The sequence below is a fragment of the Allomesorhizobium camelthorni genome (assembly GCF_011045125.1).
GTDB lineage: Bacteria > Pseudomonadota > Alphaproteobacteria > Rhizobiales > Rhizobiaceae > Allomesorhizobium > Allomesorhizobium camelthorni.
In genome coordinates this window covers 17,209-33,796 of sequence record NZ_JAAKZF010000057.1, presented here as the reverse complement: position 1 = coordinate 33,796, position 16,588 = coordinate 17,209, and the positions used below count along the sequence as shown (strand labels likewise).

The following is a 16,588-nucleotide window of genomic DNA, read 5'->3' as shown; positions in this document are numbered from 1 at the left end:
TCCGAACTCGGCAAGCGCCTGATGGTGAACTCGATCACATCGCCCGGGCGCTCGAACCAGCTTTCTATTGAAGTCCAGTAAGCCTGCTTCGGCCAGCGGTCGAACCACTCCTTGGCCTTCTTGCGGGCATCGTTGCGCGGCAGCACGAAAGTCTCGCGCAAAAACCCGTCGCGCGGCATGCGCGCATTCTCGGCCCGGCTTTGATCGAGCCGTTTCTTCAGACCATCGAGCGGCGGCCGCGTCGGGGTGCGCACAGGAACTCCTTGACCCTGGACAATTAGAGATTAGGGATCGCGCCGGAAAAAACGAGTCATTTTTGCATGCCGGCGGGCTGTGGAAACGGCAGGATGCGGAGACGGCGAATGGAACGCCCCGAAATACCGGCTGGGCTGCCGGAAGACATCGAAGACAAGAAGGCAGCCGCGCGGGCCTGGTTCGAGGAATTGCGCGATCGTATCTGCGCCGCATTCGAGAAGATCGAGGACGATCTCGCTGGCCCGCAATCGTCATGGGCAGCCGGCCGCTTCGAGCGCACGCCATGGCAGCGTGAGGAAGGCCAGGGCGGCGGAGGCGTCATGTCGATGATGCACGGCCGCGTCTTTGAGAAGGTCGGCGTCCACACTTCGACGGTCTATGGCGAGTTCTCGCCGGAGTTCCGCAAGCAGATGCCCGGCGGCGAGGAGGACCCACGCTTCTGGGCGAGCGGCATTTCGCTTATCGCCCATCCATGGAACCCGAATGTGCCGGCCGTCCACATGAACACGCGCATGGTGGTGACATCGCGCAACTGGTTCGGCGGCGGCGCCGATTTGACGCCGGTGCTGGATCGCCGCCGCAGCCAGGAAGATCCCGACGCAATCGCCTTCCACAAAGCCATACGATTCGCCTGCGAAAAGAACCGGGCCGTCGCCGATTACGAGAAATACAAAGCCTGGTGCGACGAGTATTTTTACCTCCCACACCGCGACGAGCCGCGCGGGATAGGCGGCATCTTCTTCGACTGGCTGCAATCGCCGCAGGAGAGCGGCGGCTGGGCCGCCGACTTCCGCTTCGCCCAGGATGTCGGCCGCACATTCGCGGTGGTCTACCCGCATCTGGTGCGTAACAACTTCAACCTGAATTGGACCGATGGCGACCGCGAGGAACAGCTTATCCGGCGCGGCCGCTATGTCGAGTTCAACCTGCTCTACGACCGCGGCACCATTTTCGGGCTGAAGACCGGCGGCAATGTCGACTCGATCCTGTCGAGCCTGCCGCCGGAAGTGAAGTGGCCGTAGCCGCGTGGCCTGCGGGACACACCGGACCCGCTTCTTCCCGGATCATCAAATCGTGTGATGAGTAGCCGGCAAGAGGCCGCTATAAGCAAACAAGGTTGGGGCAAGGGCGAATTTCCCGCAGGCATGTCGGCTGCGGCAGACATGGCGGGACGGCAGGCTCCGAAATTGAAATATTTAGCTGACAGGGTCGGCCAATGGCCAGAAACTGCATCATCGGCTTGTTGTCGATCGTCATCACCTTGGGTTTCGGGAGCTTAGGCTATGCCAGCGACCTGTCTGATTGCGACCGCAACGGATCGCCGGGAAAGATCGCGGCGGCGGCAAAGAAGAAGACCGCCCTCATTGTGGAGGCGCTCCAGTCCTGCGCCGATCTCTCCACGGCAAGGGAAGCGGCCGTGCCCGTAGTCCCGGACAATTCTGACGGCGCCAACCGCTTGTTCTCCTCGCCCCCCGAGGCGTCGTCGGTCGAGCGGTCGGACCGCTTCCTCGTCCTGCGCAGGCAGCCGAAGCAGGCAACCGGGGAAACTTTCGTGCTGCTGCACGGCTCCGGCGGCGACGAGGCGACGCTGATGGACCTTGCCTCGCGCATCGATCCTCACGCCGTGCTGATGGGCATTCGCGGCCGGCTCGTCCAGGACGGCGTGACGCGCTGGTACCGTCGCCTGACGCCGACCCGGTTCGACCAGGACGACATCCGCTCCGAGGCCGGGGCTTTCGCGTCTTTTCTGCGCGACGCGGTCGAAGCGAAGAAGCTCGATCTCGCCAACACCACCTTCATCGGATATTCGAACGGCGCCAATCTCCTGGCCGCGATGGCGCTGCTGCATCCGGGCCTTGTCGAGCGCGCGGTGCTGCTGCGCCCCATGTCGGTGCTGGAGAGCATTCCCGACGTCGACCTGTCCGGCACGCGGTTCCTCACCGTCGCCGGGGCGGCCGACAGCATCTACGCGCCGTTCGCCCCCGCGCTGGAAGCGATGCTGCGCAAGCATGGCGGCCGTGTCGAGGCCCGCACGATCAAGTCCGGGCACGATCTCGGCAACGACGACGTTGCCGTCGTCAGCGAATGGCTCGCCTCTTCCAACGCCGTCTCGCTCAAACAATAGCGTAAGCCGCACCGGGAAAATTGCCTCGTTCGGCAACCTATCGCCCGATTTCATGTTATGCTGGTTCCCCCGCCAGAACGAGGAAAGGAGAAACCGATGAAGGAATTTCACTGCGGATCGCTCGTCCCCGGCTGCGACTGGCACACGCGTCATGAGGAAGAGGCCGAAATCATGCGGCGCGCCGTCGAGCATCTGCGCGAAACGCACGGCGAAACGATCATTCGCGAGACGATGATAGAAGCGATCCGGTCGCGCATCGAAAAGGTCCGCGACGCAGCCTGAAATATGTTTTGAAACAGGCCGTTACGGCGACTTGACGATTCAGGCCGCGAGCCGGTTGATTCAAATCCTCAATCGCCTGAATCAGTTTCTCAACATTGTCGCGGCGCGGTCCAGCAGCGCGCCGCGATCCTGCGAAAAGCCGCCGTCAACCCATTGATTTTCCAGCTCGCGTAGCAGTTCGCCCATGCGCGGCCCATCCTCGACGCCGAGGCCGGCCAGGTCGCGACCCCTGATCGGGAATTCCGGCTTCCGCCATTGCTCCGCATAGGCGAGCAGGCGCGAAAATCCACCGGCCTCGATCAAGGCCTTGTTGTCCTCGATCCCGCGCGCCCTCGCAGAAGCCAGCGCCAATCGCAGCCGGTCGATGAAGCCGCGGCGATCGCCCCGGTAGAGCAGCCTGGCAAATGCATCTTCCGGCATTGTCGAGATGACGGGGGCCGTCTTCGCCCACTGCGACAAACGATCCGCATCCGCATTCGATAGTTTGAGCCGCTCCGCCAGGCCTACCATCCGCTCGGGATCCGCCGGCACGATGGCCACCAGGCGCAGCAGCGGATCAGGCGTCCAGCCCAGTTCCAGTTCGGCCCTGATCAATGGATGGATTGCGTCGATGCCCCATTTCTCGCTTTCCGGCAAAACGCGGGTCAAGACGCCCGCCGCCTGCCGCATCCACAGCAGAGCGCGCGACGGGTCGGGCGCCGAGAGCAGCTTCTTCAGCTCGCTCCAGACCCGCTCCGCCGAAAGCTGGTCGAGCCCATCCTTCAGACGCACGCAGGCCTTCACGCCCTCCGCATCCGGCCGTCCGGTCCCGTACCAGGCGAAAAACCGGAAGAACCGCAGGATGCGCAGATAATCCTCGCGGATGCGGTCTTCGGCGTCGCCGATGAAGCGCAGCCTCCGCGTTTCGATGTCGGCCAGCCCGCCCACCAGATCGACCACGGTTCCGTCAGCCTCGGCGTAGAGCGCATTGATGGTGAAGTCGCGCCTTTGCGCATCTTCCTTCCAGTCGCGCCCGAACCGCACCTTCGCACGCCGTCCGTCCGTCTCGACATCGGCGCGCAGCGTGGTCACCTCATAAGGCTTGCCGCCGGCGATCACTGTGATCGTCCCGTGTTCCACGCCGGTCGGCACGGCCTTGAAGCCGGCGGCCTCCACACGGCGCACGGTTTCTTGCGGCAGGTTGGTCGTTGCGATGTCTATATCGGAAACCGGTTCGGCAAGCAGCGCGTTGCGCACCGCGCCGCCGGCGATGCGGGCCTCCTCGCCATCTGCGGAAAGCGCCTTCAGCAATCGCTGCAGCTCGTCCCGGGCGAGCCAGTCCGCGCCGGCGATCTGGGTCATCCCGTTCACGTATAGAGCCTTTCATAGAGCGTGCGGATGATGCCGGCCGTCACGCCCCAAATCCTTCGCCCGCCATAGGGCATGTCGTAGTAGAACCACTCCTTGTCGTCCCACATGCGGCTGTCGCGGCGGTGGTTGGCGGGATCCATCAGGAAGCGCAACGGCACCTCGAAGGCGGCATCGACTTCATGCTCGTTGATGGTCAGTTGGAAGCCCGGCCGGACGATGCCGAGCACCGGCGCGATGCGATAGCCGCTGCCCGCCACATAATCCGGGATCCGGCCGATGATCTCGATATGGCCGGCGTCGAGACCGATCTCCTCCATCGTCTCGCGCAGCGCCGCATGTTCCGGGGTCGGATCGGTTGGGTCGATACGGCCGCCGGGAAACGCCACCTGCCCCGAATGATTGCGCAGCTTTTCCGCACGCTTGGTCAGGATCACGGTCGCCTCGTCGCCATGGTCGACGACAGGGACGAGCACTGCCGCGTCGCGCAGATCGGTCCGTCGGATCAGAGGTCCGTGTTGCGGATTGAAGCGGTGATCGCCGTATTCCTCGTCGTCCCCGGCACGTTCGGCGACGGCGCGCAGCCGGAAATCGTCCGCGGAATAGGGCTTTGCTACGAAGGCATCCACGGTCAGGCGCTCAGCTTTTTCAGCGTTTCCGCCGGCATGATCGGGTAGACCTCACCGCCGGAACGAACTGCAAACATCATCCTGCCGTCGACCTCTATCTCTTCGCCATACTGGACAAGCTCATACATGACCGGCCGAGCCACCAGCGCTTCCAGCCGGCCGCGCACCAGTATGTAGGGCTTCAGGCCGCCGGTCTCGGGCTCGTCGACGAAGCGCAGCGGGTGTTCTGGCCCTGCCTCCACAACATCGCCGACATTGGTGCGGAAAGTTATTTTCTGCGCGTCGCCCTCTCCCGTCACGCTCATCTCCACCGCAACGAACGGCGCATCGACGACCCTGATGCCGACCTTCTCGACCGGCGTAACCAGATAAGTCTTGCCGTCGGCATCCTTGCGCAGCACCGTCGAGAAAAGCTGGACCAGCGGCATGCGACCGATCGGGGTGCCGAGATAGAACCATGTGCCGTCGGCCTTGATCTCGATATCCAGATCGCCGCAGAAGTCCGGATTCCAGCGCTCAACCGGCGGCAGCCCCTTGCCCGCGCGTGTCGCGCGAGAGATCAGCGCGGACAGATCCGCAGTGTCGCCGGCGGCGGCAAGGCTGTCTTTCTCGGATCGCGCTTGATTATCCATCGTCACGAAATAGTCACTGTTGTTCCGCTTGTCAGCCTAATTGAGTGATTTAAGTTCATTCAGGCGCACTCCGTCACGTGCGAATCGCGGCACTGGAAATTTGCCGGCCGGCGTTCCAGGCAAATGAGGACCGAAGCGGCATGAGCATCATCATCAAGCAGGCCCCGATAAGCGAAAAGGATATGATCGCCGAGGCCGAAAAGGCGCTTGCCGATATTTCTCGCGTTCGGGAAGGGGTAGGCCGCGTCATTTTCGGCCAGGAGAGCGTGGTCGAACGCACGCTGGTCGCGCTTCTGGCCGGCGGCCATGCGCTGCTGGTCGGCGTTCCCGGCCTCGCCAAGACGAAGCTGGTCGAGACGCTGGGCATCGTGCTCGGCATGGATGCCCGCCGTATCCAGTTCACCCCGGACCTGATGCCGTCGGACATTCTCGGCTCCGAGGTCATGGAGCAGGATGAACTGGGAAAGCGCTCGTTCCGCTTCATTTCCGGTCCGATCTTCGCGCAATTGCTGATGGCCGACGAGATCAACCGCGCCAGCCCGCGCACCCAGTCGGCGCTCCTGCAGTCGATGCAGGAATACCATGTGACGGTGGCCGGCGCCCGCCACGACCTGCCCTCGCCCTTCCATGTGCTCGCGACGCAGAACCCGCTAGAGCAGGAGGGCACCTATCCGCTGCCCGAAGCCCAGCTCGACCGCTTCCTGATGCAGATCGACATCCTTTACCCCGAACTGGAGGCTGAACGCCGCATCCTGCTCGAGACCACCGGCACCGAGGACGCCCGCGCCCAGAATGTGCTGACGCCCGAGCGGCTGAAGGAAATCCAGCATCTGATCCGCCGTATGCCGGTACCCGAAAGCGTGGTGGAGGCGATCCTCGCCCTGGTGCGCTCCGCCCGTCCCGGCCAGGACAACGCCGACACCGACAAGCATGTCGCCTGGGGGCCAGGCCCCCGCGCCAGCCAGGCGCTGACGCTCTGCGCCCGCGCCCGCGCGCTCTACGATGGCCGGCTTGCCCCGTCGATCGACGACATCAAGGCGCTGGCCGAGCCTGTCCTCCAGCACCGCATGGCGCTGACCTTCGCGGCTCGTGCCGAAGGCATGTCCGTGCGCGACGTGGTGGCGCGGCTGGTGAAAGGTATCTAGCCTGATGGCGCGTGTCGGCGAGGCTTCCTCCCCGGTCCCTACCCGCGACGCGCTCGCCCGGGCCAGACTGCGCGCTTCGCTGGTACCCGACCTGCTGGTCGAGGCCCGCCGCGTCGTCAACACGGTGATCGGCGGCTGGCACGGCCGCCGCAAGCGCGGCATCGGCGAGAATTTCTGGCAATTCCGGCCCTATGTCGAGGGCGAGGCGATGGCCCGCATCGACTGGCGCCGTTCGGCTCGCGATGACCACACCTATGTCCGCGATCGCGAATGGGAGGCCGCGCATACGGTCTGGCTGTGGGCCGACCCTTCGCCGTCGATGCTCTACAAATCGGCGGGCGCGATCGTGTCGAAGGAATCGCGCGCGATGGTTCTGATCCTGGCGATGGCCGAGCTTCTGTCGCGCAGTGGAGAGCGCATCGCCTGGCCGGGCCTTACCGATCCTTTCACCGCCCGCAACGGCGCGGAACGCCTGGCTTCGCACCTTAGTCACGCAAGCGAACTCGCCGCCAAGCCCGATCTTTCAATCATCCGACGCTTCTCCGATATCGTCATCACCAGCGATTTCCTCGATCCGATCGAAGAAACGATGGCTTGGCTTGACGTTCTGGCGCGCCATGGTGTGCGGGCCCATCTGATTGAAGTGGCTGATCCCGCCGAGGAAACCTTCCCCTATTCCGGCCGTACTGAGTTCACCGATCCCGAAACCGGCGAGAAATTGACAGCCGGCCGTGCTGAGACGCTGGGCGAAGCCTATCGCTGGCAGTACACGGCCCGCCGGCAGGAGCTTGCCGCCTGGTGCAAGCGCCTCGGCTGGAGCTTCACCGTCAACCACACCGATCGCCTGGCCTCCGAAGCGCTGGTCCGCGTGCATGCGTTCATGACCGCCGATGGCGGCTATGCTTCGGGGGTGCGCGCGTGAGCTGGCTGCCGCTCTCTTTCGGTTTCCCGGCAATCCTCTGGGGACTGCTTGCGCTTCCGGTCATCTGGTGGCTGCTCAGGCTCACGCCGCCAAAGCCGCAGATGGAAATCTTCCCGCCGCTGAAGATCCTGGCGCGGGTGATGAAAAAGGAAGAGACGCCGCATCAGAGCCCATGGTGGCTGACGCTGCTGCGGCTGGTGATGGCCGCGCTGATTGTTCTTGCGTTGGCCGAGCCGGTGTTCAACCCGCGAGAAAAGCTTCCGACCGGTGGCGCCGCGCTCGCGCTGGTCGTCGACAATGGCTGGGCCAGCGCCCCGGATTGGGACCGCCGCGTCGCCACGGCGGAGCGTCTGATAGCCGACGCGGCCTCGACCGGCGTGCCGGTCGTTCTGGCCTTCACGGCCGAAAAGCCCAATGCGGAAATCGGGCCGTTCGACGCCGAGGCCGCCCGGGACAGGCTGCGCGCCACGGAGCCGCGGCCGGTGCCGGTCGACCGTCCCGCCGTCTATGCGCGCGTCGCCGCCGCTCTTGAAACCCTGCCGGGCGCCAGCGTCGCGGTGCTGGCCGACGGGCTCGCCGCCGAGGGCGACGAAGCGGCCTTCGGCAATCTTCTCGGCGGCGCTGCGAACGTTGTCTGGGCTGTCCCCGAGCGGCTATCGGCAATCGGGCTGACCGCGGCCGAGAATGAAGTCGACGGCTTCAGGATTTCGGCGATCCGCGCCGCCGATCCGACAATGCGCCAGATCACGGCGGGAGCCTTCGACGACAAGGGCCGCCGCATCGCGGACGCCACGCTGACCTTCGGTGCGGGCGAAGCCGAGGCAACCGGGCGGCTGCAGGTGCCGTTCGAATTGCGCAATGACTTTTCCTCCATCGCCATCGACGGCGAGCCACAGGCCGGTGCGGTGCGCGTGCTCGACGAAAATTCCAAGCGCCGCCGTGTCGGGCTTCTGTCGCAGTCCGAGGCCGACCGCGCCCAGCCGCTGCTTTCGCCGCTCTACTACATCCGCCGCGCGCTCGAACCCTTCGCCGATCTGGTCGAGCCTTCGAGCCCCGATCTCGCCGAAGCCATACCGCAGCTTCTCGAACAGAAGCCGGCGATGATCGTGATGGCCGATGTCGGCACCATCCCGGACACCGCGCGCGCCCGATTGGTCGAATGGGTGCAGAATGGCGGCACGCTGGTGCGCTTCGCCGGCTCGAGGCTCGCCGCCGCCGGCAATGACGAGGAATTGCTGCCGGTGCGCCTACGGGTGGGCGAGCGCTCGCTGGGCGGCACGCTGTCCTGGACCGAACCGCAGCCGGTCACCGAATTTCCGGCGACCGGCCCCTTTTCCGATCTGGCTCCGCCCAACGAGGTCACGGTCACCCGGCAAATTCTGGCCGAGCCGACGGCCGATATTGTCGAGCGAACCTGGGCCAATCTGGCGGACGGCACACCGCTGGTGACCGGAGCCAAGCGGGAAAAAGGCACCGTCGTGCTGTTCCACATCACCCCCGAAGCCACCTGGTCGAGCCTGCCGATCTCCGGCAGTTTCGTCGAGATGCTGCGTCGCATCGTGCAGCTATCGCGCAATCAGGGCGCGGCCGCCGCCGGCGCGGAAGGGCAGGCCGGCTCGCTCGCGCCCTATCGCATGATCGCGGCTAATGGCGCGCTGGTGCCGCCGACGCCGGACGCGCGGCCGCTGGCCGTCGGTACCGGCAAGGTTCCGGTGACGATCGAGAACCCGCCCGGCCTCTACGGGACCGAAGAGGGCGTATTCGCCCACAATCTGCTCGACGCCGAAACGGTGCTGGCGCCGCTCGTCCGCCCGCGCATCGAAGCGCCGGTCACCGAAATGCGCTATGCTTTCGACGAATCGCGCAACCTGAAAGGGCCGCTCGTGGCCGCCGCGCTTCTGCTCATGGTGCTCGACACGCTCGCTGTCTTCTGGATGGGCGGCATATTCACGCGCCGTCCGAAGCCGGCGGCGCGCACCTCAGGCTCCGTTGCAGCGCTGCTTGTCGCGGCCATGGCCCTCTTCGCCCCCGCCAGCCAAGCCGACGCGCAGGACGCGAAACCCGGCGACGCCGAGGCCATCGAAGCAATCTCTACGACCAGGCTAGCCTATGTGCTCACCGGCGATGCCGGCGTCGATTCGATCAGCCGCGCCGGCCTTGCCGGCCTGTCGCGCTTCCTGGTCGAAAAGACCGCGCTGGAGCCGGGCCAGCCGGCCGGCGTGGACATCGCCACCGACGAGCTCGCCTTCTATCCGATCATCTACTGGCCGATCGACCCGAATGCGGCGATGCCGTCGGAAGCGGCAATCGCCCGCATCGACGCCTACATGCAGCAGGGCGGCACGGTCCTGTTCGACACCCGCGACCAGTTCTCGACTGGACTTGATTCCGGCTCGGGGAGCCCTGCGAACGAGCGGTTGCGCGAAATCCTCGGCAATCTCAACGTGCCGCCGCTGGAGCCTGTGCCGCCTGACCACGTTCTGACCAAGGCGTTCTTCATCCTTCCCGAGTTTCCCGGCCGCTTCAACGGCGGCCCGCTCTGGGTCGAGGCCTCGCTGGAGGCGCAGAACACCGACAACCGGCCGGTCCGCACCGGCGACGGCGTGACCCCGATCATGATCACCGCCAATGATTTCGCGGGTGCCTGGGCTATCGACGAGAATGGCGACGCCATGCTGCCGACCGTACCGGCCGACCCGATGCAGCGCGCCTATGCGCTGCGGGCAGGCGTCAACATCATCATGTACATGCTGACCGGCAACTACAAATCCGACCAGGTGCATGTGCCGATCCTGCTCGAGCGACTGGGGCAGTGATATGAACTATTCCCTCGCCTTCGAACCACTCCTGTCCTGGCCGATTCTCGCGGCGGTGCTGGTTCCGATCACGCTGATCGCGCTCGCCGGACTGTGGTTTCGTCAGCGCGGCGCACTGTTCCGCTTCGCGGCGCTGCTGGCGCTGATCGCAGCACTCCTGAACCCGGTGCTGCTCGACGAGGAGCGCGAGCCGCTGCAGAGCGTCGTCGCCCTGGTCGTCGACCGCAGCCAGAGCCAGGAGATCGGCAATCGCAACGAGGAGACCACGCAGGCCGTCGCCAGGCTGCAGGAGCGGCTGGCGCGCTTCAAGCAATTCGACGTGCGCGTGGTCGAAGCGGGCCAGGCCGACGCCGCCGACGAGCGCACCGAGACTCGCCTGTTCGGTGCCTTGGAAAGCGCCTTCCGCGACGTGCCGCCCTCGCGCATCGCCGGCGCGATCATGGTCACAGACGGCCAGGTCCACGACGCGCCGCAGGCAGCCCCCGGCTTCGATGCGCCGCTGCACGCGCTGATCACCGGCGACGAAGGCGAGCGCGACCGCCGCATCCGCTTCGAGAACGCGCCGCGCTTCGGCATCGTCGACAAGCCGCTCGACATGACCTACCGCGTCATCGCCACCGGCAACGAACGCGGCTCGGTCGACGTCCGCGTCTCGATCAACGGCCAGTTGGTTTCGGTCGAGCGCGCCAATATCGGCCAGGAGACGCCGCTGCAGGTGACGATCCCGAGCGCCGGGCGCAACATCGTCGAACTGGCGATCGACCCGATCGAAGGCGAACTCACCGACACAAACAACCGCGCCATCGCCATCATCGACGGCATCCGCGAGAATTTGCGCGTGCTGCTCGTCTCCGGCGAGCCGCATGCCGGCGAGCGCACCTGGCGCAATCTCCTGAAGTCCGACGCCTCGGTCGACCTTGTGCACTTCACCATCCTGCGGCCGCCGGAGAAGCAGGACGGCACGCCGATCAACGAATTGTCGCTGATCGCCTTCCCGACCCGCGAGCTCTTCGTGGAAAAGATCCACGATTTCGACCTGATCATCTTCGACCGTTACCAGCACCGAGACGTGCTGCCGATCCTCTACTACGACTACATCGCCGAATATGTGGAGCGTGGCGGCGCGCTGCTGATAGCTGCCGGACCAGAATATGCCGGCGAACAGTCGATCGCCCGCACGCCGCTGATGGCCGCGCTTCCGGCGATGCCGACCGGCGATGTGGTGGAAGAGGCGTTTTATCCGCGTCTGACCGAAACCGGTCAGCGCCATCCCGTCACCCGCGGCCTCGACGGCTCGGCCGCCGAGCCGCCCAAATGGAGCCGCTGGTTCCGGCTGGTCGGCATCGAGCAGCCCGAGGGCGAGGTGGTGATGAAGGGCGCCGGCGAGCGGCCGCTGCTTCTGCTCGACCGCAAGGGCGAAGGCCGCGTCGGCATGTTCCTGTCCGACCAGGGCTGGCTGTGGGCGCGCGGCTTCGAGGGCGGCGGCCCGCATGTCTCGCTCTACCGGCGCATCGCGCACTGGCTGATGAAGGAGCCGGATCTCGAAGAGGAGCGCCTGACCGCTGGCGGTCGCGGCATGGTGCTCGACATACGCCGCCAGACGATGAGCGACGATCCCGGCCCGGCCAAGGTCATCACGCCATCGGGCAAGGCGCTCGACGTGCCGCTGACAGCCGCCGAACCCGGCATCTTCTCGGGCAGCGTCGAGACCGACGAGATCGGCCTCTACCAGGTGGCCAATGGCGACTTGACCGCGCTCGCTCATATCGGACCGGTGAACGCGCCGGAATTCGCCGACACGGTCTCGACCGAGGAGGTGCTGCGGCCGGCAGCCGAGGAAAGCGGCGGGTCGGTGCGCAGGCTCGCCTCGCTGACCGGCCAGACGCTGCCCGGCATAGTGCCGGTGCGCGGCTCGGCCGATGCGGCGGGCCGCGACTGGATCGGCCTCAAGACCACCAATGACAGCCTGCTGAAATCGGTCAGCCGGGTGCCGTTGTTCGGCGGCTTCTTCGGCCTCGCTCTGCTGCTCCTGGCGCTCGGCTCGATGTGGTACCGCGAAGGCCGTTGATCGCGCCCGCCATCCGCGCTAGTGGCTAGCCCATGACGCATCTGCCGGAACGCCTGCTTGCGGGCTATCGCAGTTTCATGACCGGGCGCTACCAGGCCGAGAGCAGCCGCTATCGGGCGCTGGCCCGCGACGGCCAGGAGCCCGAGACCATGGTGGTCGCCTGCTGCGATTCGCGCGCGGCGCCCGAGGCGATTTTCGACACCGGGCCAGGCGAGCTCTTTGTGGTGCGCAACGTCGCCAATCTGGTACCGCCCTATGCGCCGGACGGCGAGTATCACGCGACGTCGGCCGCGCTCGAATTCGCCGTGCAGAGCCTGAAGGTGAGAAACATCGTAGTGATGGGCCACGGCCGCTGCGGCGGCATCCGCGCCGCCCTCGACACCGAGGCCGCGCCGCTTTCGCCCGGCGACTTCATCGGCAAATGGATGAGCCTGGTCGCGCCCGCGGCCGACATCGTTTCGCAAAACACCATGATGACCGCCGGCGAGCGCCAGACCGCGCTGGAGCGCATTTCGATCCGCTATTCGATCGCAAATCTCCGCACCTTTCCCTGCGTGAAGATCCTTGAGGACAAGGGCCGGCTGACGCTCTCGGGCGCCTGGTTCGACATCTCGGCCGGCGAACTCTGGGTGATGAACCGCGACACCGGCGACTTCGAGCGGCCCGAGATCGACTGAGGCGCTGCGGGCCTGGGCCTCAACTGCGCGGCTAACCCTGCGTTTTGCGCTGACTGTCCTGGATTTTCTCGCGCCCTCGTGTCGCCGCGCTCGACCGGGCCGCCCTTGCCGTCCCTTCCCCTTTTCCTGGCGCTCCAGTTCGCGCTCGACCACCTTGCGCGAGCCCTCCGGCGGGTCCCTCTGCAATCTATGCATTTCGTCGGCCATGATCGCCTCCTTGCTGGCTGCTTGCCGGGGCAACGACGGGCGGACGGAAGCGGTTCTCTGTTATGCGGACGTTGGTAAGGGTGTTCTTCGGCACAAGCTTCTCCGTTGCCACGCTGCGTTTCCGCCCTGGCTATTGCGAATGAAGTCGGGAAGCGGGGCGCGAGGCCAACGCCTTCCTAATTTTTATACGCGGCGCGAACCTCGCGCCCCGCCGGTGATTTTTCAGCCCCCCGTTTCCCAGCCTGCGGACCTGCCGGCATACGCCGGTGGTTTGCCGTGCCAGCGCGAGCGATATACGGCGCCTCGTGCCCGTCTTAGCGGACAGTCGTGGAAACTCTGGACGACCTTCCGCTTCCGCGGCCACGTTAGCCGCTTTCCCGGAACACCGGTTCCTCCCCGCAAATCACCGTCATGACCGGCGTTCCCGCAGGAGAAACTGCCGATGAGGATAAGGGAGAGGCAGGATGTGTGAACAAATCCGCGTCGAAAATTCTTCGCGCCGGCTGTTATGCCATTGATCCACAACAGTTCTTTTTGCGAACGAGCCGAAATTGAGGTGGATTCTATCCACGTTTGAGGTCGCAACGCCCCCTCCACCGCCTTCGGCGGTCCCCCTCCCCCGTAAACGGGGGAGGATCAACGGCAACGCTGCGAATCCTCCCCGTTTACGGGGGAGGGAACCATGCGAAGCATGGTGGAGGGGGCGAGCCTACTCCTCCGGTTCGGTCGTGAACATCAGCGGGTAGCCGGCGGCCTTGCCGGCGTCGGTCGCGCGGGTCGCCTTGGTCTCGGCGATGTCCTTGGTGAAGACGGCCACGACGCAGACGCCGCGCCGGTGGGCCGTGATCATCACCCGGTGCGCCTGGTCCTCACTCATGCGGAACTCGGCCTTCAGCACGGTGACGACGAATTCGCGCGGCGTGAAATCGTCGTTGAGCAGGATGACCTTGAAGAGCTTCGGCCGCTCGGTTTTCAGGCGGGTGCTGGTGCGGGGGATGGTGACGGTGGAAGGCATGGGCATTCAGGGCGCTGACAACATCACAGCCCGAAATTTTTGCACGATTGGCCGGCGAGGTCCATCTTCGGGCTTGAAACGTGATTGATTTGAAAGTCGGCCTTGAGCGCCAGTTGTGGACGTTGGCTGGTTAGCTCGGGACGGCGAGCGTGGCTTTGGGCTATCCGGTTTGGGGCGCTCAGTGGAATCTTTGGGAGCAGGATCACGGGCAGCTGCCGCAGGCGCTTACCTGTCGCCGCGAAGATCGCATTGGTCACGGCAGGGACGATCCACGAGGTCCCTGCTTCGCCCATTCCGCCCATGTATATGGATTTTGTGACTGCACCTGCGATGGGGCGAGGATCGTCTACGCGCGCCGCGCCTGCGCTCCGGTGTTGATATCTGCAGCTGCGCCGCTCGGCAGCAATGCCACTGGTTTGTGCGGCGGCAGGGAATTTTCTTCCGTACGGGGTTCAATTCTCGAAGCGTATGCGCTAAAATAGTACATCTCATCCGGAAAATAACTCCCTCGCGCATGCTCGTGCGGAGATGTAGATTTTTTGACATGAAAAACGGAGTCGATATATTGGAAAATATTAGCTACGACGTGACTGGCAAGATAAACTTAAATAATATTTATAACAATCCGGAGCCGACTGCTTACTTTTCAACTTTATCTCGCCTGGGTTATCGGATTCCTCAGGAAGCAAAACCTCGATTTCAGCGGTTGATCGAAGCACGGCGTAGCGCCACCGAATCCGAACCGGCCAAGGTGATCGATCTTGGTTGCTCTTATGGGATCAACGGCGCGCTTCTCAAATATGGACGTTCGATGGATGAACTCTACCGGCTCTACGGAGCGGGGAACGACGATGTCGAAGCGCTTCTTCAGCGCGACCGTGATCTCTATGCCGAACCGGCGGATGCCGCGCTCAAAATTGTCGGTGTCGATCCGGCAGATCGCGCGATAGCCTATGCAGTCGATGCGGGCATGCTCGACGCAGGCGTTGCGACCGATCTCGAGAAAAGCGACCCAACGCCAGAAGACACGGCGGCGATCGAAAACGCCGACCTCATCATTTCGACCGGCTGCGTCGGCTACGTTACCGAGACTTCGCTGGAACGGCTCCTGGAAACGAGCCTCGATAGTCGTCCGTGGATGGCACATTTCGTGCTGCGCATGTTCGATTTCGGGGGACCGGAAGAGATGTTGGGCCGGCACGGCTATGTCACTGAAAAGCTGGAGGGACTGTTTCGGCAGCGGCGCTTTGCTTCCGCCGAGGAACGGCAGCATGTGCTCGACAATCTCCGCCGGCTGGGGATCGATGCGACCGGCGCGGAGGAGACCGGTTGGTATCTCGCCGAATTGCATGTCGCACGACCGGAAGAGGTCGCGAAATCCATGCCGCTCGGCGAGGTCCTAAGCGGCAGCGCAAGACAGGTTGTAGAAATTTAGGAAGTCGTGAGACATCCTCCTGCACTTGGGTTGAAATCCCCTTCGGGTAGGTATGACGACGGTGACCGCCCTGAAGTAGATGCGGGAAATCGGTTCGGCGGCGATCTTTCGTCCGTAGCGGCGCTCCAGAAGACGGATGAAATAGCCGCCGCCTCATCTTCGGTCGTTACACCTCACGAAGCTGTGCGTCCGCCTGGGGTTAATTCCCATCACTCAACTGCCACCACCCACGCCGCCACCCTCTCCGCCGCCGCGTCCAGATTGCCTTTCGCCGTCGCGCTCGATTCCTTGCGCGGCTTGAAATCGTGGTCGCCGTCTTCCAGCCAGAACAGCGAGATGGCGGGAGAGAGGCGGTAGCCTGAAACTTCCTCCTTCGTGCCGAACGGGTCGCGCGTCCCCTGGCAGATCAGCGTCGGCGCGGCGAGCTTTTCGAGATGGGCGGTGCGCAGCTTTTCCGGGCTGCCCGGTGGGTGGAAAGGATAGCCGAGGCAGACGAGGCCGGCGATCTTTTGCTCCGCGTAAAGTGCGTCGGCGATCATGCTCGCCACCCGGCCGCCCATCGACTTTCCGCCGATGAACAGCTTTGTCGCCGGGCCGAGTTGCTCGACCGCGGCGCGGTATTCGGTGAGCAGCGTTTCGGCGCGCGGCGGCGGCTTTCGCCCCTCGCCCGTGCGCCTAGAGGCCATGTAGGAGAATTCGAAACGGGCGACGCGGATGTTTTTTGCCGCGAGACGGTCGGCGAAGGCGTTCATCCAGGCCGAATCCATCGGCGCGCCCGCGCCATGGGCGAGGAGGATGGTGGTGTTTGCGTCGGCGGGGCCGGTGAAGAGGAAGTCTGGCATGTGGCGCTCCATCGTTCCCTTCTCCCCGTTCTTACGGGGAGAAGGTGGCCTGTCGGGCCGGATGAGGGGCAGCGCTTGCTTCGGCGATGTTCGCGCCGCCCCTCATCTGCCTGCCGGCATCTTCTCCCCGTATCCTTCGACAAGCTCAGGACGGGGAGAAGAGAGCTGTCATCACCGCTTTCGTCAACCGG

The 16,588-nt window shown here is 64.7% G+C and carries 16 protein-coding genes; 9 read left to right on the top strand and 7 right to left on the bottom strand.

The features are described 5' to 3' along the window. Positions 1 to 254, bottom strand: a 254-nt coding sequence (locus G6N73_RS26375) for a hypothetical protein (protein ID WP_165032942.1), incomplete at its 3' end; no start/stop codon positions are given. 108 nt (positions 255 to 362) lie between these two features. Between G6N73_RS26375 and hemF the strand changes: the two genes are divergently transcribed. The 3 genes from hemF (at position 363) to G6N73_RS26360 (ending at position 2,662) form a co-directional block, all read left to right on the top strand. After that, positions 363 to 1,277, top strand: a complete 915-nt coding sequence (gene hemF / locus G6N73_RS26370) for an oxygen-dependent coproporphyrinogen oxidase (RefSeq protein WP_165032941.1) — start codon at positions 363 to 365, stop codon at positions 1,275 to 1,277. Positions 1,278 to 1,471: 194 nt separating this feature from the next. Further along, positions 1,472 to 2,380 (top strand): alpha/beta hydrolase, encoded by a 909-nt coding sequence (locus tag G6N73_RS26365; RefSeq protein WP_165032940.1) that lies wholly within the window; start codon positions 1,472 to 1,474, stop codon positions 2,378 to 2,380. Between the two features lie 96 nt (positions 2,381 to 2,476). Beyond that, positions 2,477 to 2,662 carry a DUF1059 domain-containing protein gene (locus tag G6N73_RS26360; protein WP_008835572.1) on the top strand — a complete coding sequence of 62 codons (186 nt, stop codon included), beginning with the start codon at positions 2,477 to 2,479 and terminating at the stop codon, positions 2,660 to 2,662. Between the two features lie 81 nt (positions 2,663 to 2,743). On the opposite strand, the gene G6N73_RS26355 is transcribed toward G6N73_RS26360, so the two are convergent. From G6N73_RS26355 to G6N73_RS26345, 3 genes are read right to left on the bottom strand one after another with little or no spacing between them, the layout of a single operon-like run. Then, complete coding sequence (locus G6N73_RS26355) at positions 2,744 to 4,003, bottom strand: CCA tRNA nucleotidyltransferase (protein WP_165032945.1); 1,260 nt, start codon at positions 4,001 to 4,003, stop codon at positions 2,744 to 2,746. Positions 4,004 to 4,008: 5 nt separating this feature from the next. Then, entirely contained in the window at positions 4,009 to 4,638 is a 630-nt protein-coding gene (locus G6N73_RS26350; RefSeq protein ID WP_165032939.1) for a CoA pyrophosphatase, read from the bottom strand. 2 nt (positions 4,639 to 4,640) lie between these two features. Further along, a complete protein-coding gene (locus G6N73_RS26345) occupies positions 4,641 to 5,270 on the bottom strand; it encodes a DUF1285 domain-containing protein (RefSeq protein WP_165032944.1) in 630 nt (209 codons plus the stop codon). A gap of 140 nt (positions 5,271 to 5,410) precedes the next feature. Here G6N73_RS26345 and G6N73_RS26340 point away from each other — a divergent pair, with 140 nt between their 5' ends. Genes G6N73_RS26340 through G6N73_RS26320 form a run of 5 tightly spaced genes read left to right on the top strand, consistent with a single transcriptional unit; the run spans position 5,411 to position 12,898 of the window. Then, complete coding sequence (locus tag G6N73_RS26340) at positions 5,411 to 6,415, top strand: AAA family ATPase (protein WP_165032938.1); 1,005 nt, start codon at positions 5,411 to 5,413, stop codon at positions 6,413 to 6,415. A 4-nt stretch (positions 6,416 to 6,419) separates the two neighbouring features. Next, entirely contained in the window at positions 6,420 to 7,337 is a 918-nt protein-coding gene (locus G6N73_RS26335; RefSeq protein WP_165032937.1) for a DUF58 domain-containing protein, read from the top strand. Beyond that, complete coding sequence (locus G6N73_RS26330; RefSeq protein WP_165032936.1) at positions 7,334 to 10,153, top strand: DUF4159 domain-containing protein; 2,820 nt, start codon at positions 7,334 to 7,336, stop codon at positions 10,151 to 10,153. Before G6N73_RS26335 ends, G6N73_RS26330 begins: the two co-directional genes overlap by 4 nt. A gap of 1 nt (position 10,154) precedes the next feature. Next, the gene (locus G6N73_RS26325) at positions 10,155 to 12,221 is read left to right on the top strand and encodes a hypothetical protein (RefSeq protein WP_165032935.1); all 2,067 of its coding nucleotides are present in this window, start codon (positions 10,155 to 10,157) and stop codon (positions 12,219 to 12,221) included. A gap of 32 nt (positions 12,222 to 12,253) precedes the next feature. Then, on the top strand, positions 12,254 to 12,898 hold the full coding sequence (locus G6N73_RS26320) for a carbonic anhydrase (RefSeq protein ID WP_165032934.1): 645 nt from the start codon (positions 12,254 to 12,256) through the stop codon (positions 12,896 to 12,898). 916 nt (positions 12,899 to 13,814) lie between these two features. Here G6N73_RS26320 and clpS read toward each other — a convergent pair. Next, on the bottom strand, positions 13,815 to 14,120 hold the full coding sequence (clpS, locus tag G6N73_RS26315; protein WP_165032933.1) for an ATP-dependent Clp protease adapter ClpS: 306 nt from the start codon (positions 14,118 to 14,120) through the stop codon (positions 13,815 to 13,817). 23 nt (positions 14,121 to 14,143) lie between these two features. After that, positions 14,144 to 14,377 (bottom strand): hypothetical protein, encoded by a 234-nt coding sequence (locus G6N73_RS26310; RefSeq protein ID WP_165032915.1) that lies wholly within the window; start codon positions 14,375 to 14,377, stop codon positions 14,144 to 14,146. 287 nt (positions 14,378 to 14,664) lie between these two features. On the opposite strand from G6N73_RS26310, the gene G6N73_RS26305 reads away from it, so the two are divergent. After that, positions 14,665 to 15,555: a class I SAM-dependent methyltransferase gene (locus tag G6N73_RS26305; RefSeq protein WP_165032932.1), complete on the top strand. Its 891-nt coding sequence runs from the start codon at positions 14,665 to 14,667 to the stop codon at positions 15,553 to 15,555. A gap of 209 nt (positions 15,556 to 15,764) precedes the next feature. On the opposite strand, the gene G6N73_RS26300 is transcribed toward G6N73_RS26305, so the two are convergent. Further along, complete coding sequence (locus tag G6N73_RS26300; protein WP_165032931.1) at positions 15,765 to 16,397, bottom strand: alpha/beta family hydrolase; 633 nt, start codon at positions 16,395 to 16,397, stop codon at positions 15,765 to 15,767. Positions 16,398 to 16,588 lie beyond the last annotated feature (191 nt).

Excerpts from the sequence above, each read along its gene's own strand:
- hemF (WP_165032941.1), top strand. The coding sequence starts at position 363 with ATGGAACGCCCCGAAATACCGGCTGGGCTGCCGGAAGACATCGAAGAC.
- G6N73_RS26365 (WP_165032940.1), top strand. The coding sequence starts at position 1,472 with ATGGCCAGAAACTGCATCATCGGCTTGTTGTCGATCGTCATCACCTTG.
- G6N73_RS26360 (WP_008835572.1), top strand. The coding sequence starts at position 2,477 with ATGAAGGAATTTCACTGCGGATCGCTCGTCCCCGGCTGCGACTGGCAC.
- G6N73_RS26355 (WP_165032945.1), bottom strand. The coding sequence starts at position 4,003 with ATGACCCAGATCGCCGGCGCGGACTGGCTCGCCCGGGACGAGCTGCAG.
- G6N73_RS26345 (WP_165032944.1), bottom strand. The coding sequence starts at position 5,270 with ATGGATAATCAAGCGCGATCCGAGAAAGACAGCCTTGCCGCCGCCGGC.
- G6N73_RS26340 (WP_165032938.1), top strand. The coding sequence starts at position 5,411 with ATGAGCATCATCATCAAGCAGGCCCCGATAAGCGAAAAGGATATGATC.
- G6N73_RS26335 (WP_165032937.1), top strand. The coding sequence starts at position 6,420 with ATGGCGCGTGTCGGCGAGGCTTCCTCCCCGGTCCCTACCCGCGACGCG.
- G6N73_RS26325 (WP_165032935.1), top strand. The coding sequence starts at position 10,155 with ATGAACTATTCCCTCGCCTTCGAACCACTCCTGTCCTGGCCGATTCTC.
- G6N73_RS26320 (WP_165032934.1), top strand. The coding sequence starts at position 12,254 with ATGACGCATCTGCCGGAACGCCTGCTTGCGGGCTATCGCAGTTTCATG.
- clpS (WP_165032933.1), bottom strand. The coding sequence starts at position 14,120 with ATGCCTTCCACCGTCACCATCCCCCGCACCAGCACCCGCCTGAAAACC.
- G6N73_RS26305 (WP_165032932.1), top strand. The coding sequence starts at position 14,665 with ATGAAAAACGGAGTCGATATATTGGAAAATATTAGCTACGACGTGACT.
- G6N73_RS26300 (WP_165032931.1), bottom strand. The coding sequence starts at position 16,397 with ATGCCAGACTTCCTCTTCACCGGCCCCGCCGACGCAAACACCACCATC.